The organism is Morganella psychrotolerans (assembly GCF_965118875.1).
GTDB lineage: Bacteria > Pseudomonadota > Gammaproteobacteria > Enterobacterales > Enterobacteriaceae > Morganella > Morganella psychrotolerans_C.
This window is the reverse complement of record NZ_CBCPJD010000009.1, coordinates 143,949-164,377: the sequence shown is the minus strand read 5'-3', so window position 1 is coordinate 164,377 and position 20,429 is coordinate 143,949. Positions and strand designations below refer to the sequence as shown.

29 protein-coding genes are annotated in these 20,429 nt (G+C 48.0%); 3 read left to right on the top strand and 26 right to left on the bottom strand.

Annotated features, from left to right (window positions below):
• Positions 1–189: 189 nt before the first annotated feature.
• The 3 genes from ACMHKJ_RS10970 to ACMHKJ_RS10960 all read right to left on the bottom strand — a co-directional run bounded on the left by ACMHKJ_RS10970 (position 190) and on the right by ACMHKJ_RS10960 (position 1,531).
• Positions 190–714 carry a hypothetical protein gene (locus ACMHKJ_RS10970; protein WP_413493895.1) on the bottom strand — a complete coding sequence of 175 codons (525 nt, stop codon included), beginning with the start codon at positions 712–714 and terminating at the stop codon, positions 190–192.
• A 160-nt stretch (positions 715–874) separates the two neighbouring features.
• On the bottom strand, positions 875–1,273 hold the full coding sequence (locus tag ACMHKJ_RS10965) for a hypothetical protein (RefSeq protein WP_413493894.1): 399 nt from the start codon (positions 1,271–1,273) through the stop codon (positions 875–877).
• Between the two features lie 75 nt (positions 1,274–1,348).
• Positions 1,349–1,531, bottom strand: coding sequence for a hypothetical protein (locus tag ACMHKJ_RS10960; protein ID WP_413493893.1), 183 nt, complete (start codon positions 1,529–1,531; stop codon positions 1,349–1,351).
• An 877-nt stretch (positions 1,532–2,408) separates the two neighbouring features.
• On the opposite strand from ACMHKJ_RS10960, the gene ACMHKJ_RS10955 reads away from it, so the two are divergent.
• Complete coding sequence (locus tag ACMHKJ_RS10955) at positions 2,409–2,693, top strand: DinI-like family protein (RefSeq protein ID WP_413493892.1); 285 nt, start codon at positions 2,409–2,411, stop codon at positions 2,691–2,693.
• A gap of 42 nt (positions 2,694–2,735) precedes the next feature.
• On the opposite strand, the gene ACMHKJ_RS10950 is transcribed toward ACMHKJ_RS10955, so the two are convergent.
• A complete protein-coding gene (locus tag ACMHKJ_RS10950) occupies positions 2,736–3,290 on the bottom strand; it encodes a recombinase family protein (protein WP_413493890.1) in 555 nt (184 codons plus the stop codon).
• On the opposite strand from ACMHKJ_RS10950, the gene ACMHKJ_RS10945 reads away from it, so the two are divergent.
• Together ACMHKJ_RS10945 and ACMHKJ_RS10940 are read left to right on the top strand one after the other, a co-directional pair.
• Positions 3,280–3,915, top strand: coding sequence for a hypothetical protein (locus ACMHKJ_RS10945; protein WP_413493888.1), 636 nt, complete (start codon positions 3,280–3,282; stop codon positions 3,913–3,915). The two genes, ACMHKJ_RS10950 and ACMHKJ_RS10945, sit on opposite strands and share 11 nt — an antisense overlap.
• A complete protein-coding gene (locus tag ACMHKJ_RS10940; protein WP_413493887.1) occupies positions 3,915–4,301 on the top strand; it encodes a tail fiber assembly protein in 387 nt (128 codons plus the stop codon). Before ACMHKJ_RS10945 ends, ACMHKJ_RS10940 begins: the two co-directional genes overlap by 1 nt.
• Here the strand turns inward: ACMHKJ_RS10940 and ACMHKJ_RS10935 are convergent.
• From ACMHKJ_RS10935 to ACMHKJ_RS10830, 22 genes are all read right to left on the bottom strand, one after another.
• Complete coding sequence (locus ACMHKJ_RS10935) at positions 4,285–4,722, bottom strand: tail fiber assembly protein (protein ID WP_413493885.1); 438 nt, start codon at positions 4,720–4,722, stop codon at positions 4,285–4,287. The two genes, ACMHKJ_RS10940 and ACMHKJ_RS10935, sit on opposite strands and share 17 nt — an antisense overlap.
• The gene (locus ACMHKJ_RS10930) at positions 4,722–5,732 is read right to left on the bottom strand and encodes a gp53-like domain-containing protein (RefSeq protein WP_413493884.1); all 1,011 of its coding nucleotides are present in this window, start codon (positions 5,730–5,732) and stop codon (positions 4,722–4,724) included. Before ACMHKJ_RS10930 ends, ACMHKJ_RS10935 begins: the two co-directional genes overlap by 1 nt.
• A 50-nt stretch (positions 5,733–5,782) precedes the next feature.
• Positions 5,783–6,376, bottom strand: a complete 594-nt coding sequence (locus ACMHKJ_RS10925) for a YmfQ family protein (protein ID WP_413493882.1) — start codon at positions 6,374–6,376, stop codon at positions 5,783–5,785.
• Entirely contained in the window at positions 6,373–7,512 is a 1,140-nt protein-coding gene (locus ACMHKJ_RS10920) for a baseplate J/gp47 family protein (RefSeq protein WP_413493880.1), read from the bottom strand. The genes ACMHKJ_RS10925 and ACMHKJ_RS10920 overlap by 4 nt, the downstream gene beginning before the upstream one ends.
• Entirely contained in the window at positions 7,513–7,950 is a 438-nt protein-coding gene (locus tag ACMHKJ_RS10915; RefSeq protein WP_413493878.1) for a phage GP46 family protein, read from the bottom strand.
• Complete coding sequence (locus ACMHKJ_RS10910) at positions 7,950–8,534, bottom strand: phage baseplate assembly protein domain-containing protein (protein ID WP_413493876.1); 585 nt, start codon at positions 8,532–8,534, stop codon at positions 7,950–7,952. Before ACMHKJ_RS10910 ends, ACMHKJ_RS10915 begins: the two co-directional genes overlap by 1 nt.
• 2 nt (positions 8,535–8,536) lie before the next feature.
• Positions 8,537–9,607: a phage baseplate assembly protein gene (locus tag ACMHKJ_RS10905; RefSeq protein WP_413493874.1), complete on the bottom strand. Its 1,071-nt coding sequence runs from the start codon at positions 9,605–9,607 to the stop codon at positions 8,537–8,539.
• Positions 9,604–11,004 carry a DNA circularization protein gene (locus ACMHKJ_RS10900; protein ID WP_413493872.1) on the bottom strand — a complete coding sequence of 467 codons (1,401 nt, stop codon included), beginning with the start codon at positions 11,002–11,004 and terminating at the stop codon, positions 9,604–9,606. The genes ACMHKJ_RS10905 and ACMHKJ_RS10900 overlap by 4 nt, the downstream gene beginning before the upstream one ends.
• A 69-nt stretch (positions 11,005–11,073) precedes the next feature.
• A complete protein-coding gene (locus tag ACMHKJ_RS10895; RefSeq protein WP_413493871.1) occupies positions 11,074–11,235 on the bottom strand; it encodes a hypothetical protein in 162 nt (53 codons plus the stop codon).
• A gap of 13 nt (positions 11,236–11,248) precedes the next feature.
• Entirely contained in the window at positions 11,249–11,818 is a 570-nt protein-coding gene (locus ACMHKJ_RS10890) for a hypothetical protein (protein ID WP_413493869.1), read from the bottom strand.
• Positions 11,819–11,860: 42 nt separating this feature from the next.
• Positions 11,861–12,655: a hypothetical protein gene (locus ACMHKJ_RS10885; RefSeq protein WP_413493867.1), complete on the bottom strand. Its 795-nt coding sequence runs from the start codon at positions 12,653–12,655 to the stop codon at positions 11,861–11,863.
• Complete coding sequence (locus ACMHKJ_RS10880; protein ID WP_413493865.1) at positions 12,652–14,553, bottom strand: hypothetical protein; 1,902 nt, start codon at positions 14,551–14,553, stop codon at positions 12,652–12,654. Before ACMHKJ_RS10880 ends, ACMHKJ_RS10885 begins: the two co-directional genes overlap by 4 nt.
• 115 nt (positions 14,554–14,668) lie before the next feature.
• Positions 14,669–14,959, bottom strand: a complete 291-nt coding sequence (locus ACMHKJ_RS10875; RefSeq protein WP_413493863.1) for a phage tail assembly protein — start codon at positions 14,957–14,959, stop codon at positions 14,669–14,671.
• A gap of 2 nt (positions 14,960–14,961) precedes the next feature.
• On the bottom strand, positions 14,962–15,330 hold the full coding sequence (locus tag ACMHKJ_RS10870) for a phage tail tube protein (protein ID WP_413493861.1): 369 nt from the start codon (positions 15,328–15,330) through the stop codon (positions 14,962–14,964).
• Positions 15,331–15,340: 10 nt separating this feature from the next.
• On the bottom strand, positions 15,341–16,831 hold the full coding sequence (locus ACMHKJ_RS10865) for a phage tail sheath subtilisin-like domain-containing protein (protein WP_413493859.1): 1,491 nt from the start codon (positions 16,829–16,831) through the stop codon (positions 15,341–15,343).
• Positions 16,828–16,995 (bottom strand): DUF2635 domain-containing protein, encoded by a 168-nt coding sequence (locus ACMHKJ_RS10860; protein WP_413493857.1) that lies wholly within the window; start codon positions 16,993–16,995, stop codon positions 16,828–16,830. The genes ACMHKJ_RS10865 and ACMHKJ_RS10860 overlap by 4 nt, the downstream gene beginning before the upstream one ends.
• Before the next feature lie 12 nt (positions 16,996–17,007).
• Positions 17,008–17,547 (bottom strand): ATP-binding protein, encoded by a 540-nt coding sequence (locus ACMHKJ_RS10855; RefSeq protein WP_413493855.1) that lies wholly within the window; start codon positions 17,545–17,547, stop codon positions 17,008–17,010.
• Positions 17,547–17,885 (bottom strand): head-tail joining protein, encoded by a 339-nt coding sequence (locus ACMHKJ_RS10850; RefSeq protein WP_413493853.1) that lies wholly within the window; start codon positions 17,883–17,885, stop codon positions 17,547–17,549. Before ACMHKJ_RS10850 ends, ACMHKJ_RS10855 begins: the two co-directional genes overlap by 1 nt.
• Complete coding sequence (locus ACMHKJ_RS10845; RefSeq protein WP_413493852.1) at positions 17,875–18,291, bottom strand: hypothetical protein; 417 nt, start codon at positions 18,289–18,291, stop codon at positions 17,875–17,877. Before ACMHKJ_RS10845 ends, ACMHKJ_RS10850 begins: the two co-directional genes overlap by 11 nt.
• Before the next feature lie 12 nt (positions 18,292–18,303).
• Positions 18,304–19,350, bottom strand: coding sequence for a major capsid protein (locus ACMHKJ_RS10840; protein WP_413493850.1), 1,047 nt, complete (start codon positions 19,348–19,350; stop codon positions 18,304–18,306).
• A 74-nt stretch (positions 19,351–19,424) separates the two neighbouring features.
• The gene (locus tag ACMHKJ_RS10835) at positions 19,425–19,817 is read right to left on the bottom strand and encodes a head decoration protein (RefSeq protein ID WP_413493848.1); all 393 of its coding nucleotides are present in this window, start codon (positions 19,815–19,817) and stop codon (positions 19,425–19,427) included.
• Positions 19,817–20,428, bottom strand: a complete 612-nt coding sequence (locus tag ACMHKJ_RS10830; RefSeq protein WP_413493847.1) for a hypothetical protein — start codon at positions 20,426–20,428, stop codon at positions 19,817–19,819. Before ACMHKJ_RS10830 ends, ACMHKJ_RS10835 begins: the two co-directional genes overlap by 1 nt.
• Position 20,429 lies beyond the last annotated feature (1 nt).

The window sequence follows — 20,429 nt, the reverse complement described above, 5'->3', positions numbered from 1 at the left end:
CTGTAAGCTCAAATTGAATTTCAGGCAGTAAAAAATTCCGGTATTCAATAGATTTCAGATACTCAGGAAGATAACAGGAGACGTTGAAATAGTGGGGAGGAGAGAGCAATGCATGACACATAACCAATTGATATATAGCAATTATTTAAGTTACTGGCTCGCGCCGGATCTTCCACCAACCCGTTTTTTTTACTCAACCGCTCCATCTGAAAATTTATATGTCGTTGTTCCAATAACTCCCAGTCCAGATGCACGATATAATTTCAGTTTCACTGTCCCATAAGCTGTTTTCACAGTTTTACTGTAATTCATCAACCTGTTTTTATTTTGGATATCACATATTTCTTCATAGCCACTAAACTGGCTGATATCAACACCAAGGCTGTCAATGTAGCTGATTTCTTTTTTAGTTTTATCACAGAGGGATTGGGTGTCTATTTCTTCATCTGAAGTAGAGACAACAACAGATACTAATTTTCCATTCCTGAAAACCAATGCAGTATCTTCATTCCAGTCATTAAATTGTTTTTTTTCTCCCAAAAAACAGACTAATTCTTCATTCGTCCCTTTGCATTTTTTTGCTTTAATAAGGCTGATTTCCTCGGGTTTATCCCCCCAATGCAACCCAAATGGAATATTCTCTTTTGACGATATTTCAGTTGCTGATGCAGTCGTACTCAACAACGTTAATGCTAATAAAATTATCTTTTTCATTATAAGATCCAGAATAATGGTTTTTGATTTTGCTTTAAATAAACATTAACATCATAACAAAATCTGTTCATTAAGATAAATCTGTTGGCAGCGCCAGCTTCCCCGCCGCAGTTTTCGTAATTTACTTTACAACCGGAAAGTACCGATAAATCGTCGATACTCACACACCATAGATAACAACATCAGCATGGCTCAGTAATGAAAATGAATTTTCCGGATCTGAGAATGGGTTCATTATTATATTTTTATAACTGTCACATGAAATATCTTTACCCATATTAAATACAATTACTTTATAATCATTAAAATTACCAAGACACTCTAATAACATGCCTATCTGATAGTCGGACAGGCATCTGTTATCCTGTGAGCCATACGGGTTAAGTATTAATATCTTTTCATCAATACTATTAGCAAAATCATGTCCTTTTGAAAAATTAACATCATCAAAGCAAAGAGATGTCTTAAAACCGATGCTGACACCTAAAAGAGAAAGCACATCGATCATTCGTCCGGATACATACTCAGCTTTATTGGCAATAATATTTGTGTCAAACATTGATATCTTTGGTTGATTAAAGCCTGTAGCATGATGTGGGTTGATGTATTTCAGCGATTTTTCCCGATAGTTTATTTAAGTATCATAGTCTGAAAAATCAATAACCAAATCAACTCTCAGATCACCTAATTTATTCTTTACATTACCTTCATCACTTTTATCAAAAATAATAACAACATCAACATTAATGACAGTTGGAAATAAAAATAACAACCTATCAGGAATGATAACGTAAACTTTAAATCCAGCGATTATCATCGCGTTAATAAATCCTGATGTTACAACGGCATCACCAACAGACTAATACACAAACCGATACCACCCCATCAGCATGATATAGGCATTTACCACAGATACAGATAATCCTGAACCATTGTTACCTATAGTTCCGGAGACTGTGTGATTATGACTGCCAATATTAACGATGTGAGAATGATCACCCCCTACCCCAGCTAGCTCAGGGTGAATCAATTCCTGATTTATGATTGTGATTTCACCTGGTATTTGTCGTCTTAGACCCGTGATCAACGTTTGATGTAGTGCCGGAAAAACTATGACTATGTAATGAGGTCAGAGATATTTACTTCCGCTGGTTTTGACAAGCAGGACAGTCCGCCGCCATCAGAGAGCTTATAATCTTTCTCTTTGGCTTTACTGGCATCAATTTGTTTACCGTGAGCTTCATAGAGGAGGTTGCTATCAAGAGATAACAGGAGACGCTAATTTTGCTGTAACGCTTGATTTATCAGGGTTTGAGAGACTTCACAGGATGGTGGGAGACGTTGAAATGGCGGAGGAGGAGAGAACAATACACATCAGTTAATCTACTGATATATAATAGTTATTTAAATTATAACTTTCATTCTATACAATTTTCTATACAACAAAGAACTGTACTGAGTTTCTTCTTGCGCCTCACTTAGCCACACCAATAAAAATTGTTGTATTGCAAAAATATCATCATTACAGTCAGGCGTTGCATATCTATCAACACGTTATTGATATTCAACTCTATGCGTCAGGTTACATTCATTTCGCTTTTCCATCTACCCCACCAACAAACAAGCTTGACATCTGCCCCCTCTGTTATTTACATTGCACTGTATATTTAACCAGTTAATTAAGAGGTGACCGCATGCTCCGTATTGATATTATTTTCAGCAGCAACCAAAAAGAGATGATGCCGCCAGGCATATTTAAGGCTCTGGAAAAGGAAATTGACCGAAAATTACGCGCTCAGTATCAGGATATGAACGTTCGTATTGCGTGGGGAACTAATGCATCGATGTCAGCAACTGGCGGGAAAAATGATAAGGATAATAAAAAAGTGAAGGAAATACTGCAGGAGATTATGGAGGATGACGGCTGGGTACCGGAAGTGGAAGGTGCTTCTGATGATGTAGAGTATTTTGATAAGTAACTGGCAGCCGCGCCGGATATCCACCAGCGCGGCTTTCATAATTTAGCTTGCAGCCGGAAAATACCGGTAAATCGTCGATACCCCCACCCCATAGATAACAGCCAGTTTCTGCCGTGAGTGACCCTTTGCCAATAGGCGGCTGATTTGCTCCCGGTCATTCTGTGTCAGTGCCGCAGGTCTGCCTCCAACTCTGCCCTGTGCTCTCGCTGCGGCTAATCCTGCCAGCGTCCGTTCCACTATCAGCTCACGTTCCATTTCTGCCAGCGCCGACATGACGTGGAAGAAAAAGCGCCCCATTGCAGTGCTGGTGTCGATACTGTCCGTCAGTGACCGGAAGTGTGCGCCGCGTTCGTGTAGATCAGATATCAGGGCTATCAGGTTTTTGACACTGCGCCCGAGTCTGTCCAGTTTCCACACAACTAATGTGTCTCCGGGTTGAATGGCTTTCAGTGCCCGTTTAAGTCCCGGTCTGACGGCTATTTTGCCACTCATTTTATCCTCAAAAATATGGTCACAATTTACGCTTATGAGCGCATTTCGCTGCAAGTCACTGTTTTGGTCAGTTGTTGATACGCGGATATAGCCGATGACCGTCATTGTTTTCCCTCATGTTTGCTGTAATGACGGGATTATTACGGATTTATCCTGTTATGGCTGTATTCCTGAAAACCTTGGTTTACCGGAAAAGTATCAGACGAAGGGGAATTATGCATCCGGAACAATATTTTATTACAGCGGTGGTGAAAGAGGTATTCACGGAAGTAACGGTGAAAGCCTCATTGTCGGCAATGCATCAGGTCATACCGGTGTTTATAAAGATGGCTGGTCATGGATGTTTAATGCTTCCGGCGTAATGATTTATGGTGATATTCCTGTTGCGAGAATTTCTGATTTAAATACAAAGCTGTTTGGTGTCGGACAGTCAGTACAGAATGTGACATCGCAGCGCAGTGTTGGCACCACATACAAAAATAATACAGGGAAGGCGATTTGCGTCTCTGCCGGTGGCACGGCAAAGGCAACCACTGACCCTGTATTCCTGTCTCTGGAAGTTGATGGTTATCTGATGGCAACAAGCAAGACAGCAACAGGGGGTGGGGGCAATGGTATGCCCCATGTCTATGTTTGCGGTACTGTGCTGCCGGGCTCGTCATATATCGTTAAAGACGGCACGGCGGGTAATGACAAAGTTGATTTAAAATTTTGGACGGAGGTGCGCTGATGGAAACCAACATCATTGAGCAACGTTTTTTTAAAGACGCTGAAAATACGGTTTTTTGTCTGGATATCATGCCGATGAATCAGGATTCATGGCAATCAGAAACTCAGGACGGCTGGCAGGAAATCAGCAAGAAAGAAGCCGATAAAATCAGAAATCCGCCGCTGACGAAAGGGCAACTGATTGAACAGGCAGAGGTCAAAAAGCAGTTTCTGATCGCAGAAGTCACCGCCGAAACAGAAATGCTCCGGACAAAACTCGCACTTGGCCGAATCAAAGAAGATGAAAAGGCGCTGTTAAACGCCTGGCTGGATTATCTGGATGAACTGGAAGCAGTGGACGTATCCACCGCTCCCGATATTATCTGGCCGGTTAAGCCGGTGGCATAGGCCATATCACATCAGCCCCGGGTGATGTATCAACACGATTTAGCATCACCCGGTATTTTTTCCATTCTTTCAACAGGGCTTCTTCTTCTGGTGTCGCCATGTCCAGATCGACGGCATCCTGAAGCGGGGCAATCACTGTGGTAGCCCTTGATAGCAATCGCTGCTTCTGTATTTCAGCCGCGGCGATCATTTGTTCTGGTGTGGGCGGTGGCATATTAACCCATGCCGGTTTTCCTTTAAGAACGCCGCGTACCTTACCATCGGGTGGTGTTCCGGAAAATTCAGCAAACACATTATTCTCTACGTTCACCAAATCATCCGGCAATGTTCCGGCATCCCGGTAATCATCAAGCATCGCCTCCGGATAAAAGCTGACCGTTGACGGGCTGAAAAAATACTCTGGTTTATTTTCTGTCTTCATTAGTAACCCAATGCCTCCCAATATGCCGGATAATTTTCATTCCCGCCGTGGTACAACTGAACACCGGACAACCCCGGTTCGCCGGTATAAACGGACTCATTACTGCCGGTTGTGGTCGCCGATGACCGTATTAACAGCATCCCCACGCCAGTACACTTTGACGGGAACGGAATAGGGAATTTAGCCGGATAGCCATTGCCGGCAGCAAAAGGTGTTGTTCGCCCCCACTGACGTATAAGTCCGGTATTCTCATCTTTCTCGTACCCGCTATCGCCTTTAATGATTGTCCTGATCCTGCTGTATCTGGCATCAAATGTTGAATAGTTTGATAATTCCAGCGTACCGTTAATGTAGGTGTCTTTATTCAGAGATATGCCGTTCACATGCAGGGATACCTCCGCACCTGTCAGGTAGTTCCTGAAATATATGGCACTTCCGCCATCAGTGGGATTACCGATGAACCATACCGCTTTATTTTCACTATCTCTTCCCTGGATATAACAGGAGCCATTTTTAGTGGTCGGGAGTATGACAAATGCTGGGCCATCCTGTTTGATAGACAATGGTCCGGTCAGCGTCCCGCCGGTAAGCTCAAGAGATTTAGCGAGAGCTTTCGTCACGCCATCCTGACTCATTACTTCCGTTTTCGATGTACCTGTCGTCTGCTTCAGCCCACTTTTAGCCGCTTCCCCCAAACCAAGGTTTTCGATAAACTTCGGCTTGTCCGGGATATCTGCGCCGTTCTGGTCTTTGGTGAGTTTTTTCTTTAAATCTTCAACAGTGGCATAGTTCCCGCCGGTGATGATTTTGCTGATCGCTTCCGAAAGCTGGTTATCGTTGTTTTTATCCTGCGGAATACCGGCTTTTGTCAGCACGCCGAGAATTTCCCGCTGAACTGAATTCAGCCAGCCTGATTCAAGGACAGTGGGCGGAATACCGGCGGCTACGTTGCCGTTGGTCCATTCGCCGTTTTTGTCGGCGGTACTGGTGACATCACCAATTTTTTTCATAACAAAGCCTCACTCAGTGAAGGTGATAATAATTCGTTAAAATTCGGGGTCTATTGGTCGTAACCGACCTGAAGAATGGTATGGGACGGGGAAATCTGGTTAAACTGACACTCAAGGTAGTGTTCACCCCAGGAGCGCAACGGGTCGCCGCAATAACTGCCGCCGGCAACGGCACAGGTCACTTTGGTGTTACCGGCATTAATGCGCCAGACAAACGGCCATTCATCACCGTTCAGGGCATCGCCGCAAGCTGACAGCCCCGCGCGCGCCTGCCGGAATTCCGTGATAGTGATGTTGTAGCCCATTTCTGCTGCCAGACTGATGTAATAGGGTTTTGACATCCCGCCCGTGCGCAGCAGTTTTGACAGTACCGCGGATTGCCGTTTCGGGATCGTATCAATTTCACCGATAGCGCAATCATCCGGAAGTCCCAGCGTCTTTTCCCACTCGGGCAGCAATACAGAGGCTGTTTTCGGAAACGCACCCTCCAGCAACTGAACCGCGTCATTGTCTGATGCCTCGTAACTGCCTGCCAGCGCCCGCAGGACCGAATGCATATCCGAACCCGGACGCCAGTCCCATGCCATGCCCTGTGGTGCGAGTCCGATCATTGCCTGCGTATAGTCGTTTGTGGTGTAACTCATAAATAGGTTATCTCCCCGCGCTGTGCCAGCTCACCGACTCCCAACTCAATATTTTTGACTGGTTTCTTCAGCACAAAACCGGTGGTGCCGGGAATATCGGCAATCGCATACTGCAGGTCGGAAAGATAGATTTTTGCGCCGCCGGTCGGGTCACTGTCACGGAAAAAAACATTATCAATTGCCAGGCTGATTTGCTGATGTAATTCCGAGGTTGCCCGGCTCAGCCCCTCAATTTCAAAATCTATTTTTTTCGCTATAGGAGAACATACCCACACCAGCGCCGTTACCGTCTGCACATCCCAGATATGATCTGCCACACGTAACTGATCGCCGGTTGCGTGAACGGCATACACTTCTTTGGTTGCCGGTCCGTCAGTGCCCTGCGGAAAGCCACCGTTATTATTATCGTCACACATAATATAAATGCCGACCGTTCCGGCGCCCATCAGGCGGCGCTTTACCCACGCGCGGGTGATGCCGGGGACTTCTTTCGCCCATCCGGTATAGTCGGTGTCACTGCCGCCCTGAGGGGGTTTCTGGTAAGCATGCAGAACACGTTGCCGGAACGCCTCTTCATCTTCAATATTACTGCCGCCCGTGATGGGCTCACCGGTAATACACTCTGAAGACACACCGCTTACCGCGATATCCGGCGTCAGTTTTGTGCCTGAGGGGGAATTGCCTGCCGCCCCGCCGCCCTGCATGTCAGTTTCAAGCCCCGGCAGTACTGCCTCAATCTGAGCAACGCCTTTTCCGTCAGCCCCGATCCGGACTTCCGACACAATACGGTACTGATAGCTGTCGCCCCGGGTCAGCAGACTGCCTGCCGGGATCACGCTGCCGAGTACGCCATTAAACTGCACGTTCGGGCAGGTCGCTTTTGACGGTGGCTTACGGTACACCTGTTTCATTGCCCCCCATCCTGCCAGATGCTCATCTGTTGCAGTAAACGGGGTTGCCTGTTTTGCAATGTAATCGAGATAGGCATAATGCAGATGTGCCATACCGGCATCCATATCAGCCAGCACCCGCATGTTGGAGAACCGCAGCAGCGCACCGGGTTCTTTCAGCTCGTTACGCAGGAAGTTTTGATTCTGCTCCCGCAGCTCCGTCAGTGTTTTACGCTTAAACGGCATTTAATTTTTCTCCCATACCCAGTAATACCGCAGATCTTCCGCACCCGTATCAGGACGGTGATAACGGATCACCATATTCAGCCGTTGCGGCCACACGATTTGTGTTCTGATCTCAATGTCCGATACCACACCGTCTTTTACCATCCACGCCAGTGCTTCACGGGCGTAATCTTCCGCTTTCCGGGCGACCTGAGTGGTCAGTTTCTGCCGCCGGAGCAGCCAGAGACGGGAGCCGATAAAATCCTCTGTTCCGGTATCTGCCCACCAGCCGCGCCGGTGTTCGTCATCATAATCATCATCACTGCGTGCCTGCCTGTCAGTGAACAAACTGATTATCATGGCAGACTGCAAATCATCCCCGGAGAGTAAATCCCCGTTGCCGGACAGCCAGTCCGCCCGCAGGGTATCCGCGTTCCACCAGGTGGAAATATCAGACATCAGACTGTCTCCTTAATGGCTTCACTGGTTACTGAGCTGTTGCCGGACTCGACGTTTTTCACTTCATGATCATGTTTGTTATAACTGTCGCGCAGGGCTTTCAGGGTGGACGGGTTACTTTCATAGTGATCAATCACATCACCGGACACCTTCAGCAGCGGCGTATTCAGCACCACTTCTGTTTTTGCATTTACCGTGACTTTGTCGGCGTTGTTAACAATCACATCTTTGTTATTTGCCTCAATCACCACGCCCTCTTCTGTGAGGTGGATATACATCCCCCACAGGTTGTACACCACGCTTTCGCCGGGACTGAGTCCGACATGCCGCGAACCGGGATGGTTGCTGGCAATGACCACCGCGCCGGAACGGTTGCCGCCGAGATAACCAATAAGCACATCCGACCCCGGTGGCAGTGAGGATGAAAAACCAAATTCTGTCATGCGGTAAGTGCCATCGCGGACTTCCAGCGCGGTGCTGTACTGGATGGTCTGAATAGCACCGTCATCTTTGGTGATGCTGGATTTTCCCGCGCCTAGCATCATCGACATACGGGTCTGTAAATCGCGGATCTGGTCGCTCATTGTCACACCCTTATCACCTGGTAAAATTCATACGGTTCGGCAATGAATGCTTCCGGCGGCATCAGCTGCAATGTGGCGCGTGTCCCGCCCGCATCCCGCATATAGGTCACATCCGATAGCGTCCAGAACTTATCCGTCACCCCGAGTGCCGGGATGTTTATCGGGATCAGCGTATTCGGCTCCCACAGTTTTCCGGACGAATCCCGCCAGCTGTCTACCACCACACTCAGGATTTTGGAACGACCGTAGCGACGGTTCATTTCCCAGTCGATGCTCTCCTGCTCCCGTTTTGCGGTGATCAGAGTGCTTTCGACAATAGTGATGTAATTCCGGTAGCGCATTTTCTCTGCCTGCGGGTCGCGCGCGTGTGCGTTCTGCACCGCTGAGGAGTCCCCTGAAAATGGCGTAACCGACAGTGACACCCCGATATAATCGGAATAGCGTTCTGCCATCGAGTCTGAGTAATCAGCGCTTTCGATGTTCTTTCCCTGCTCCACACCGCTGGCCGCCACTTCATCACTGACGCGGGTCAGCAGCAGATTACCGTCCGGACGCTCGTAATACAGTAATGCGGAGTACCGGCAACAGCGTTCGATCACCTGCTGGCAAACCTCGCCCCAGTTCAGGGTAAATTGTGGGATAACTTGTAATCCTCCATCAGGAATAGTGCTTATTACCTCTATGCCGTACCACTTCGCCAACTTTTGCGCGATTTGCAGGGCGGTTGACTGGCTGATCACGTTATTGGGCCAGTTCGCTGAGCAGTCCACTAAATCCTGACACTTACCGCGTCCGGACACGCTTATCTGATGCTGATTTTTATTGATCTGCCCGTTCCATGTATCGATATAGCCGGTGACCACCCGGTCATCACCGAGAAAGACTTCGCACGGGTCGCCGGGGTTGACCAGTTGCTTTTCATCCGTTGCCGGGTAGTAATCCATCAGGCTGATTTCAAAATCATTCGGTAACCGTTCCGTGCCACGTGTCACGCGCACACTGTCCCAGCCGGAGATCCGTTTGCCGTTTATCACCAGCGATAATTCATCACTTTTTTTCGTGTCTTCAGTCATTTTTTCAGTGCCTTAAACCGGGGCGGCATAAATGCCGGGTGGCGGGGACGAATTTCCATAATCAGTTCATCGCTGCGGGTCGCATCCTGATACAGCCGGTTGGCAATATTCAGGGACGGCAGAACAGACGGCAGCTTATAGTCTGACAACCGCCCGCGCTCAGAGCCTTTGTCGGTGAAGAAGATAATCACCTGCTCCCGCTGGTTCAGCAGGGAGAGATAAATATCATCCAGTGCCAGATCGCCGGTGATGGTCATCGCACCATCCAGTGAGTCGCATACATCACGCTGATATCCGGCTGCTTCATTGCTGTTTGTCGGGTCACATTGCCCGGCAACGGTCGCCAGTGCAGACGATGCCAGTGCCACCAGCATCATTTCCATCAGCGCGGCGATTTTCTTATCCTGCTGCGTCTGCTGATATTCCATGTCACGGAACCGGGAGAGCGCATCCAGAATTTGCATCTTCTGACCAGTATCGCCGCCCATGGTGATCAGCACCACAAACACCTGTTGTATCTGTGCCACGGTATCTTCCAGTGTGACAGCATCACTGACCGCGCTCAGGGTGTCATCCAGCGTTTGCCGGTCAATGACTGCCTGGTTAAGCGTTTTATTGATAACGTCCCGGTCGTCTGCGTCACTCTGGTTTATCCGCTTACCGGTCGCGCCCGAAACCGAACCGCCGGCACTGCCTTTCTGATAGCGTCCGTATTTGCTGCTGCCGAATGTGCTGCTCAGTGCATTGCTGAGGTTGGTTACTTCATTCACTGAGCTGTTGACCATATTTATCCAGAAGTCCGCCGTCTGCCTGACGGTTTTCATCATCTGCGTAACAGAGCGGATTTCTCCTTTGATCATGGCGATCGTTTTCAGGGTGGTATTTGCTGCCTGTTTCAGCCATTGCCCGAAGGTGAGCTCCCCGGTTTTTTCGCTGCCGGTAATGGCGAACACTTTTAGTCCGGACTCAATAACCACCAGTTCAAATTCAAATACCCGTCCGCTTTCGGCATTCTCACTGACACGTAATCCGCTTTCAGTCACACTGACCGTCATTTCGCCGAGTGTCGGATGAACCAGCGTCCCGGTTTCTCCCGCCTCACAAGCGGCGATCAGATTGTCACGCTGCGCGATAACGTCCGGTGCGTCATAGACGAGGCTGTCCTGAATCAGAAAGCCTTTGATAGTGATGCGGCGGTTACTGCGCCCCATGTCTTCTATCCAGGACTGATCGCGGTACGGGTATTCATGTATTGCCTGACGGCGACCGAATACACTTTCACCGCTGAGTACACCGAACGGCACACCCCGGAATGAAGCCTGTAACAGGTGTTCTGACCATATCCAGCCCGGCTCAGTGCCGAGCAGATCGGATATGGCGTCTTTTAGGATTGGCATGCTTAAGCTCCGGGAATGAAAAAAGCCGCACAAGGCGGCTTTATATAACGAACTTAACGTAGTTATCGATTACTCGTTCAGTAACTTCCCATCATATCTTGGTGGTTTAAAGCTTTCTGTGCCAACCACACTATCAAGAAAATTAATGTTATTGTCATACTCAGGGACAGGTTGACCCTGCGCTGATTCTATATCAGGTGTATCTTCTTGACTATCTTGTTGATTATTCAAAATAAAACCTCATTCACACGGAGAAATGAAAAGATATAACCGTTATAACAAAAACAATAAATATAATACCAGAATATGCTATCTCTTCTTCTGCAAATTTAACAAATTTTGCTTTTTCTTCATGAAATGAACTCAATTGTTTTGTATTCTCAAATATTTTTTTTGCTATAGCTATTTTGGCATCACGGAAAGCCAAATCACTACTCATAATGAAATTACGTATTCCATCACCATCACTAGAAAGTACCTTTAGTGGTCTTGTGGTTATTGATGCTAAAATATGACCCCATGCGCAGCACAATATAATAGAAACCAGAAGTAACTCCCCACATACAACCCAAGTCATAAAATCATACTTATAAGGTGAAAATATATCATCTTTATATGACCTCAATAAAAATATAAGAACCGTAATAATAACACTGATGATAGTTAATAATTTCATGGCCTTATCTTCTAATCGCCTATATTTTTCTAGCTTTTCTTTATGTATCTGTACTGCGTAATCATATAAGAAATTAGCCTTTTCGTTAACTTCATCAACCTTTGAAGCTGCTGGGATTACTTGGGATTTATTTTTCATTTAACTCTCTAATAAATTAACAACATTCAATTAGATGAAATTTTAATTACTTTTGCATCTAACTCTTAATCTCCAATCAGGGTCATCAGTTTCAGCTTCACAAATTACCTTTCCTTCCGGCGATACAATATAGTCAATGTACTCTCGTCCTTTACCTTCTATATAAACACCGCGAGTTACTATTAGGTATCTGAAAAATTTCTCTCTATCCTTGGCTGTCAGAGTCGACATCACATGATATTTAATACTCCCATCTATTATAAATTTTTCTTTTACTTTACTGTAATCACCATCGAAAGGAACTTCAAATGCATGAATTGCCATGCTCGTCGCCCACGCTGGAGATTCAAAATAAACGATTCCTTTTTCAAAGTCATAACTTGTAAACCTCATGTCAGTTAATTCTTTTTCAGGATGATCGTTAGAATAATATTCTTTAATAAAGTCATACTTTACAGGCTGACCGAGTGCATTTATGAATATTGCTCTTATTCTGCTTTTTGCTTTATATGATTTTGGATTTATTTCATTCAATGTTATCAGTGCTAAAGCTTTATTTTTCTCAGGAAATATAAATGTTGTTGCTTCCATCCCATCACCAGTGGCCCAACTTGTCACATCCCTTCCCTTGTAACAAATTTTCCCATTAACACTCTTATCAAGCATATAATTTGCATCAGGAAAGGAAAAGTTTTCATCACCCCTTCTCTGGTAATCTTCAGTGCAGGATACAGACCAAGCATTCAGAGATAAAAACATAGTAAAAAGAATTAACACTAATCGCATATCATTCCCTTTCAAGATAATAAATAATTGGAAAATGATAGCACGGTTCATGGCATATTCATCGCTGTTGTAACCCGCCCTTTCGGTTTCGTGTTAACAGTCTGCCGTGTACCGGTTTCTGGGTTAATGAAGGTTATTTCAATAGGAATACTTTCCCGCCCAGCGGTAAGGGATTCCCGGATAGCTTTGGCAATAGAATCAACTAGTTCCTGACCGCTTAATTGCTCTGTCTGGTTAATTACCGGTGAGAATTGGTTTGCCTCCCATTGCTCACGCTGCTCCAGTAATCTGGATGGGTTTCGCTTTCCCGCCCACCGAGGGCTATTCACTGCATCATCTACTGACTCCATCATTTCATTATAGGAGTATGGCTGGTAGCCCGATTCCTTTTTAATGATACCGTTCATCATTTGCAATAATATTTTAGGATCATACATATCCAGTGGTGTATTTGGTGTCACCCCCATGTGCTTTGTCAAATGCTGAATATAGCCGTCGGTATCATTATTGTCAGAACCTGGTGCGTAATCATTCAGGATGCCACCGATAGTGTTATTACCACGATCCATATATAATAATAACTGCCGAGCGAGAGCTGCACGCCCGTCATTTTCATCCTTTAGAATACCAAATCCTTTTTTGTTACCCTGCGCATCAACACCTTCGCGATCTCTACCAATCTCATTATTTGTCCAGCGCACATTACCCTGGTTGTTATTACGAAATGCACGAACGTTTGGATCATAGCCACTATCCTGTTTCCAACCTTCTGGCGCGTTTGCCCGTTGTCGCTCTTCTGCCTCTTTTTCCTGTGTTTTTTTTGCAGACTCCCGCTCTTTCGCCCATTCTTCATAGTTTTTACGGATATCATCAGTCATGATACCGAAATCTACCATCGACTGATCCCACATCCCCAACTTTCCGTAAAGCTCCGGCGTATTGTAGGTGGTTCGGAGAATATCCGAATCATTGTCGTGCAGAAAACCCATCGTCTGCATCAGGGCAACATTATCAGGACCATGAGTTAGTATTTGCTCTACACCATTCAAGCCGTCAATTACTGACTCATCAGAAAGTAATGCCCCAGCAACAGCATCCCCGGTTTTTGTTTTTGCTCCCTCATATGCCGCTGAAATATTTTTAAGGACCACATCCATTTTACTCAGTTGCTCAACAACAGCGTCATCACGCGTATGCCCCATCTGATCTGACTTATCCAGCCGCTTCTGTAGAATTCCTTCACGGATCAGGGCAAGCACCTCAGGAGATAACCCGAGCTTGCTTTGTAGCTCGGCATTACGACTTTCAGGGATATTTTGAATCGCTTTTTCCAGGCTAAACAATGTTTTTGTCAGATCAACACTACCGTCTTCACGCTGAATGATACTGGCACCAATGCTCCGGATGGTCGCCAGTAATTCGTTATTATTTCCTCTTACTGCGTCATTCAGGGCACCGTACAAACTTTCAAATGACTGGCGGGCATCATTTTCTGTAGATCCTTTTTGAATAAGGGTGCCCGTAAGACGAGTGCCCTCTTCAACGCTCATTCCCATATTTTTGGCACTGGTTGAGACTTCAGTGGCTTTCTTGGCTTGTTCCGGTATCTGGCTGACCATTTGATACCCGGCATACCCTATCGCACCAATACCGCCGATTTTCTTCGCCATCCCCATGTACTTGCCGGACAGCTCGCCGAAGTTTTTTAGTGGCGGGATCATATCTCCGATACTTTGAGCGCCTTTTTTAGAGAAATCGGACATATCACGAATTCTGTCGCCGACATCCCGCAATCCGGAAATTGACTCATCACCGCCCATTTTAAGGCTTTCGCGCACATCCTTTAAAACAGGACGAAGCTTATTTAATTCCGCTTCAATATTGGCAATTTCCTGACTGGCCTGATCATCGGCATTCAGTTCAAAATCAAAGGTATTTCCCGCCATCATTGCTGCCTCATTTTGTTAATACGGGCCGCCTGTGAAGCCCACCACAACAACCGGCTGGGAGCCATATTCCATGCATCACCCGGCCCCCACCGGAAAAAGTACGTTAAATCTGCACCTATTTGTTGATATTTTTGCCAGGCGTTAAAGTCAAAAAACTCATCAGGAAATCACGGCATTCCACAAAGTCAGAAATTGCCATTCTCTTAACTACCTGATCCGGTACCCCGCTGACCAGCACAATCAGCAGACGCATAGCCGGAAGAGAGCCAATCGTTTTATCCATCTCGTTATAAAACTGTTCCACTTCAAACAGACACGGCTCACGCAGGTTAATTTCCTCATAACGGGTATTACCGTCATTGGATTCCAGTGCTTTACTCAAAATAATGGTTTTAGTTGTTTCCACGATCAGTTCTCCGTTACCGTTCTGCCTTCGAAGCGCACGTCAAATACGGCATCTTCACTTTTTACTTCCTGGGTCTGAACCACCCAAAGCCCTTCACCAATGATAGTTTTACCGTTCGCCAGCTCTGCCACCACGTTGACATTGGTCATGTCGTTAAAATCAGCGACCGTAGTACCGCCGGAATCGCGGACACTCATCGAAATAAAGCCGGGTGACGGCTTTTCTTTATAGCCGTGCACCGAATCCATCCCGGTCAGGGTTTCGCGGGTCACTTTTGACGGGCTGTAGGTAAAATCAGCCGCCACCATAATTGACATACCGTTGACGGAGACATGGGCCGTTCCCGCCAGGCGGTTTGATGTATCGCCCATAGATTTTTCCTTAGTTGCCCGGCATCAGGCGAAACTGATTAAGCAGCGCAAACACACGCAGCTGATTGATGAGAGTACCGGTCCAGAGAACATCGACACGGTTCGGGTTCTGGCTATTACGCTCGACTTTCAGCCCTTTGGCGAAGCCTTTCGCATCCTGCACATGCCCGTTAAATTCCAGAAAACCATACTGTGCGATCAGTTCTGCGCGGATGATGTTCGGGGTGACAATCGCCGCACCCGGCGCAAAACGGGTGCCGTCAGCTGCCAGTTTCATACGACCGAATTTACTGGTCACCTGAGTGCGCAGGTAGCGGGAAACAAACATCAGCAGATACAGAGTTTCGACCTGTAAATAACTGTCGTCATTGTCGCCGTATGCATTTTTCTGGTAGGTGGTGATGATGTTTTCGATACGGACAGTGCCGTCATCATCCACTGTGAACGTGGAAATCCCGCTGTACAGCAGGTTATTACGCTCAGTCAGGGTTAACTGTTTGGTGTTGTCCGGCGGCAGTACACCGCTGACCGTCAGAGTCTGTAGTGGTCTGCCCGGGTCATTACGCAGGCTCTGCGCAATCGCACCGACATACGCCGCGCTCCACTGATATACCGGAGACGGGGATTCCGTGACACCGAGCAGGGAGGCATGCTGGTCATTACGTTTTTCACCGAAATCAGCCAACTGACCATAAGTGCCGGAAATGGCACCGTAGCTATGACCATATAACTGCTGATCCCACGCCCAGCGACCGCCGTTGTCCGACAAAAAGTCTTTGACTGCATCGAGCGCTGCAGTATCGGTGTACGGGTTGACGATAAAATCAAAGGACCGGTCTTTCAGATTTGCCAGACCGGTGAGCAGATCCGGCGCACCGTTACCGCCGGTCATTGCCGTGATGGTCATTTCAAAGCCGGACGGTGTGCTTTCCCCGCCCATCTGCCCGCGATAGTTCAGGCGGATATCAATCCCGTTACCGTGTGCGCCTTTGTTTTTGGCGGTCAGGGTGACGGTGTCAGTCTCTGCGACAGCGGTGACAGGTAAATCTGCATTGCGGTTAATGACCGTTGCCAATCCGGCGGCAATCACATTGATATCGTCCGTGGCCACAACGGCGAGTTGCACCCGGATACCGGCGATATACAGGGAAATAACCCCGGTGTTATTGGCGGCACTGGTGATTTTCAGGCTGCCCGTTGCTGCTGTCTGTGTTTTGGTATCGCTCAGCGGTATCGCCCACACTTCACCGGCAGTATCGTTGCGAAAATAGGCTTCGGCTTCCGTGTGAAGCACAGAGCCACGCCCGAAACGCTCGGCGGCCTGTGTTCCCGAGCTGATACGCTCAGGGATACTGTCCTCACCTGCTGAACCATCCAGCATCTGTCCGATTAACAGGGTGCGCTGCGTGGCGGTGGCAGTGTTTGCCATCGAGTTATCGAACTCAACGAAAAACAACGGGGTACGCAGGTTATTAGGAATTTTGGCAAATGGCACTGTCATGCTTTTTGCTCCTTCGCTTTCTGAGGATTAACCGGCACGACATCGCCTTGTTGTAAGCGTGCGCGCCAGAATACGTTATCGGGTACGTCCTGCCCGGATTCAGGCAAAAACTCCCCTTTGACCGGACAGCGGACGCTGCGGCCTGTTACGGGTTTTACAAGCATGGTTGCTCCTGATTAAGGCAGGTCAATACTGACGTGATGTTCTGGTGAGCCGTCCGGCTGCTGAATGTTGATGTCGATACCAGTGAGCGGATCCCCGTCAACCGGGTAAAATTCTTCCGGTCCCTGGTAGTATTCGATATCGATGTCCATCAGCAACTGCGCCATGTGACCTTCACCGGCAGCGCTGATGACTATCTGAGAACGGACTTCCGGAAATTGCTGGATTTGCCGGGTTAATTCATAACTGTTGATCACCGCCCGTTCAATCTGTTCACGCAGGGATTCCAGCGCGAGTTCAGCTTTTATGGCACCGTCCAAATCCTCACCGTCAAATTCCTCCAGGCGACCGGTAACGCGCACCGTGGTAACGGTATTGAACTGCGGTACGTTGCGCCCGAGGGATTTTTTGTGGTCAAAGGGTGTCTGCACGATAATGCAGGGGTATTCCGCGCCCGTTGTCGGCCAGTCCTGCGGGGAATACACGCGGTCTTCTGCGTTAGTTTTCCCCTTCAGGGCGGCGACAACCAGTTCACGGACTCTGGCTGCGTTCATTATTTCACCTTATTCAGAAGCAGGTGGGTTCCACCGTGACTGTCCGGCTGCACGTCATACACTACAAACAGGGTGCCGACGCTGTAAATAAATACCCGATCCCCTTTCTGCGGCGATGCTTTAAAAATCACATCGCGCACACCGAGGATAGGTTTTGTGGTATTTATGCCGCTTTCGTCGTCCGTGCTTTCGTAATTCTGAAAATAAGCGCGGTCAAAAATGCCGTCGATATCATAAGGCTCAGTACCGTTGGCACTTTTACCCGGCTCCCACCGGGCTTTTTCAGCGAATACGTTATGCAGCGGGTTCAGCAGGTGCTTATCCCAGTCAACGCCCATTGATGGTTACCGTGCCGGGCGGATTGGCTTTCGCTAATTTTGCCTGCACAGCCTCCAGCGTCATGATCACCCCGAGACTCAGCAGGCGGGCTGCGTCGTCTTCATCCGGTGTAATCTGCTGGTTTTCGTGGTACATAACGCCGTTATGCTGAACACAGCGGCCTTTAATAACGACATAGATACCGGCTGAGTCCTGATCCTGTCTCGTGTCGGATTCAGGATCAAAAACAGACGCCCCACCGCCGGATTTGATGCCGGTATTCTGTGCTGATGTGGTTTCATTACCCTGATTATCACCGGTAACGTCCTGCAGTAACGCCGGATTAACCTGATCGGGTACCATCAGTTCGGGCGGCAGGCCGCCCGGTTCCTGTGGTTTCTCCGGCGTATTTTTTTTATTCGCCATCAAATCCCCCTGTTAAACCACAACGGCACACAATGATGCGTTAACGCGGCTCGGAATAACCAGCGGTGCAGACTGCATCATCAGCATGCGCTGTGCCGGGTCATGCTCCAGCCATGACTTTGGCGCGTATGCCATCGGGCCATAGTTGAATGCCGGGTCAATAATTGCGCCGAATGCACGGGTTCCCATCAGGTCAGCACCGGACATAATCACTGAGCCATCCGTGATCATTGGTTTTTCTTTTCCGTCGAGCGGATCGATAAACCAGTCGTTGTACACCCACAGGTCATAGTTACCCCAGCGGCCTTTATACACAGCGCCTTTCTGAACCTGAGTACCCGGGTTAATCTGGTTACCAAACGGAGAAAGCGCGGGGAATACAATGGCGCTGTCTTTAATTGATGTGTCCAGACGGAAAGCTTTCCACGATTTGGTGGTGAACACGATATCTGTCGCCACCGCCCCGGATTCTTTCAGCATGGCCTGCGCCCAGTCTTCGATATCGTCAGTCGGTTTGGTGTTGGTTTCACCGATATTCACTTTTACCGGCCACTTATCAGCGCCGCTCAGAGCGATAGTCAGGTTCGCTGAGCGACCAAAATCCACTACCTGAGTTTCGTACCCGTCACCGGTTACGGTTACCGTGCCGGTCTGGAGTGCGCTGGATGCCATCCATTCCAGGCGACGGTTAATCATGTCAATCTGATCTGCCAGTTCAAGCTGTACATTCAGCATTTCACGCTCAGCAGCGGTGTACTGCCCACCGATACGCTCACCAATCTGACGGCGGATGGGCTTGCGCAGATCCGGCGCGCGCTTATCTTTGATGTAAGCCGGTTTAAAGCTGTTTGTCTGGAACTTGCGGGATTCAACCAACTTGCCTTCCACCAGCGGAGAAACAAACGGTGCCAGGCGGCGCAGACCGACATCCACATCAATGGAAACTTCTTCAGTATCGGATTCCACGATGTTCGGGAAAAACTTATCCAGCAGCCAGTTCTGACTGGTCATCAGATTCGGGACAACCTGGATTAATACGTTAGTGTCGAAAATATTCATACTTTTTCTCGTATAAAAGACGTCAAAATGCCTGCCATTGCTGACATCAGGACGTCTGTATTAAAGGGAGGGGATCAGGCTGTTACACTGTCGCGCAGAAAAACAGAGAACGGGCGCAGTGCATCTTTCAGTTCTGCCGCAGTCCAGGCGGCATCAAAGATAATGCGGTTTTGGTTAAACTCGCCCATCAGATAAACACCACCGGACACGCTGTCTTCCGTGGTATCAACATCATCCACCAGAATAGCGCACGGGATTTCACTGCCGTCTTCCGCGGCTTTCTTACTCAGCACGTATTCGCCGGAGGCCTTGACCTTACCGAGAATCGTGCCACGCTTCAGAATGCCGGCTTTGGCGATAATGCCGGTGTCAGTGACAACCTGCAACGGACCGGAAATAAGCTGATCCGGATTGAATACCGCCTGACGTGCGCCTGGCTGAAACGGGTTTTGTGAAAACTGTTCCATTATTTCGCTCCCTTATTGGTGTTATAAAGAGTGGTCATTTGCTGAACCAATGCATCCGCTGAACCGCGTACCGGAGCCTGAGCATCGGGATTAATCCGCACCTGTTGCTCTGCACGCATACGGCTGTCGAGTGATGCGCGCTGCGTGGCGGGCTGTACCGCACCCATTGCTTTCAGTGTGCTGACAGCTTCGGATGACGACATGCGGGTGTTGAATGCCAGATGTGCTGCCATATCCGGACGACCGGCGGCGGCTTTGCTGCCGAAGATACGGGCGCAGCGTTTCTGCTCTGCGCGACGACCTTTTTTCACGTCTTTGTTGTCGTCATCATCTTCAGCGTCTTCGTCGTCACCTTCCGCGTCTTCCTCTTCGGCGTCAGGATCTTCATCATCACCTTTGGCTTTTTTGGCTTTCTTGCCTTTTTTACCGTTTTCTTTTTCGTCGTCCTGGTCTTCTGCGTCGGACTCATCGTCTTCCGCATCTTCTTCGCGTTCGTCCTCTTCCGCTTTGCGGCCTTTGGCTTTACGAGCTTTGTCGTCTTCATCTTCTGAGGCTTTGGCTTTTTTACCCAGCCCGATAAGGTGTGCAAAGGTAAACTTATTATCTGCCATA

Bases quoted from the DNA above. Each gene is read 5' to 3' on its own strand.
- ACMHKJ_RS10970 (WP_413493895.1), bottom strand. From the start codon at position 714: ATGAAAAAGATAATTTTATTAGCATTAACGTTGTTGAGTACGACTGCA.
- ACMHKJ_RS10965 (WP_413493894.1), bottom strand. From the start codon at position 1,273: ATGTTTGACACAAATATTATTGCCAATAAAGCTGAGTATGTATCCGGA.
- ACMHKJ_RS10960 (WP_413493893.1), bottom strand. From the start codon at position 1,531: ATGATAATCGCTGGATTTAAAGTTTACGTTATCATTCCTGATAGGTTG.
- ACMHKJ_RS10955 (WP_413493892.1), top strand. From the start codon at position 2,409: ATGCTCCGTATTGATATTATTTTCAGCAGCAACCAAAAAGAGATGATG.
- ACMHKJ_RS10945 (WP_413493888.1), top strand. From the start codon at position 3,280: ATGACCGTCATTGTTTTCCCTCATGTTTGCTGTAATGACGGGATTATT.
- ACMHKJ_RS10950 (WP_413493890.1), bottom strand. From the start codon at position 3,290: ATGACGGTCATCGGCTATATCCGCGTATCAACAACTGACCAAAACAGT.
- ACMHKJ_RS10940 (WP_413493887.1), top strand. From the start codon at position 3,915: ATGGAAACCAACATCATTGAGCAACGTTTTTTTAAAGACGCTGAAAAT.
- ACMHKJ_RS10935 (WP_413493885.1), bottom strand. From the start codon at position 4,722: ATGAAGACAGAAAATAAACCAGAGTATTTTTTCAGCCCGTCAACGGTC.
- ACMHKJ_RS10930 (WP_413493884.1), bottom strand. From the start codon at position 5,732: ATGAAAAAAATTGGTGATGTCACCAGTACCGCCGACAAAAACGGCGAA.
- ACMHKJ_RS10925 (WP_413493882.1), bottom strand. From the start codon at position 6,376: ATGAGTTACACCACAAACGACTATACGCAGGCAATGATCGGACTCGCA.
- ACMHKJ_RS10920 (WP_413493880.1), bottom strand. From the start codon at position 7,512: ATGCCGTTTAAGCGTAAAACACTGACGGAGCTGCGGGAGCAGAATCAA.
- ACMHKJ_RS10915 (WP_413493878.1), bottom strand. From the start codon at position 7,950: ATGTCTGATATTTCCACCTGGTGGAACGCGGATACCCTGCGGGCGGAC.
- ACMHKJ_RS10910 (WP_413493876.1), bottom strand. From the start codon at position 8,534: ATGAGCGACCAGATCCGCGATTTACAGACCCGTATGTCGATGATGCTA.
- ACMHKJ_RS10905 (WP_413493874.1), bottom strand. From the start codon at position 9,607: ATGACTGAAGACACGAAAAAAAGTGATGAATTATCGCTGGTGATAAAC.
- ACMHKJ_RS10900 (WP_413493872.1), bottom strand. From the start codon at position 11,004: ATGCCAATCCTAAAAGACGCCATATCCGATCTGCTCGGCACTGAGCCG.
- ACMHKJ_RS10890 (WP_413493869.1), bottom strand. From the start codon at position 11,818: ATGAAAAATAAATCCCAAGTAATCCCAGCAGCTTCAAAGGTTGATGAA.
- ACMHKJ_RS10885 (WP_413493867.1), bottom strand. From the start codon at position 12,655: ATGAACCGTGCTATCATTTTCCAATTATTTATTATCTTGAAAGGGAAT.
- ACMHKJ_RS10880 (WP_413493865.1), bottom strand. From the start codon at position 14,553: ATGATGGCGGGAAATACCTTTGATTTTGAACTGAATGCCGATGATCAG.
- ACMHKJ_RS10870 (WP_413493861.1), bottom strand. From the start codon at position 15,330: ATGGGCGATACATCAAACCGCCTGGCGGGAACGGCCCATGTCTCCGTC.
- ACMHKJ_RS10865 (WP_413493859.1), bottom strand. From the start codon at position 16,831: ATGACAGTGCCATTTGCCAAAATTCCTAATAACCTGCGTACCCCGTTG.
- ACMHKJ_RS10860 (WP_413493857.1), bottom strand. From the start codon at position 16,995: ATGCTTGTAAAACCCGTAACAGGCCGCAGCGTCCGCTGTCCGGTCAAA.
- ACMHKJ_RS10855 (WP_413493855.1), bottom strand. From the start codon at position 17,547: ATGAACGCAGCCAGAGTCCGTGAACTGGTTGTCGCCGCCCTGAAGGGG.
- ACMHKJ_RS10850 (WP_413493853.1), bottom strand. From the start codon at position 17,885: ATGGGCGTTGACTGGGATAAGCACCTGCTGAACCCGCTGCATAACGTA.
- ACMHKJ_RS10845 (WP_413493852.1), bottom strand. From the start codon at position 18,291: ATGGCGAATAAAAAAAATACGCCGGAGAAACCACAGGAACCGGGCGGC.
- ACMHKJ_RS10840 (WP_413493850.1), bottom strand. From the start codon at position 19,350: ATGAATATTTTCGACACTAACGTATTAATCCAGGTTGTCCCGAATCTG.
- ACMHKJ_RS10835 (WP_413493848.1), bottom strand. From the start codon at position 19,817: ATGGAACAGTTTTCACAAAACCCGTTTCAGCCAGGCGCACGTCAGGCG.
- ACMHKJ_RS10830 (WP_413493847.1), bottom strand. From the start codon at position 20,428: ATGGCAGATAATAAGTTTACCTTTGCACACCTTATCGGGCTGGGTAAA.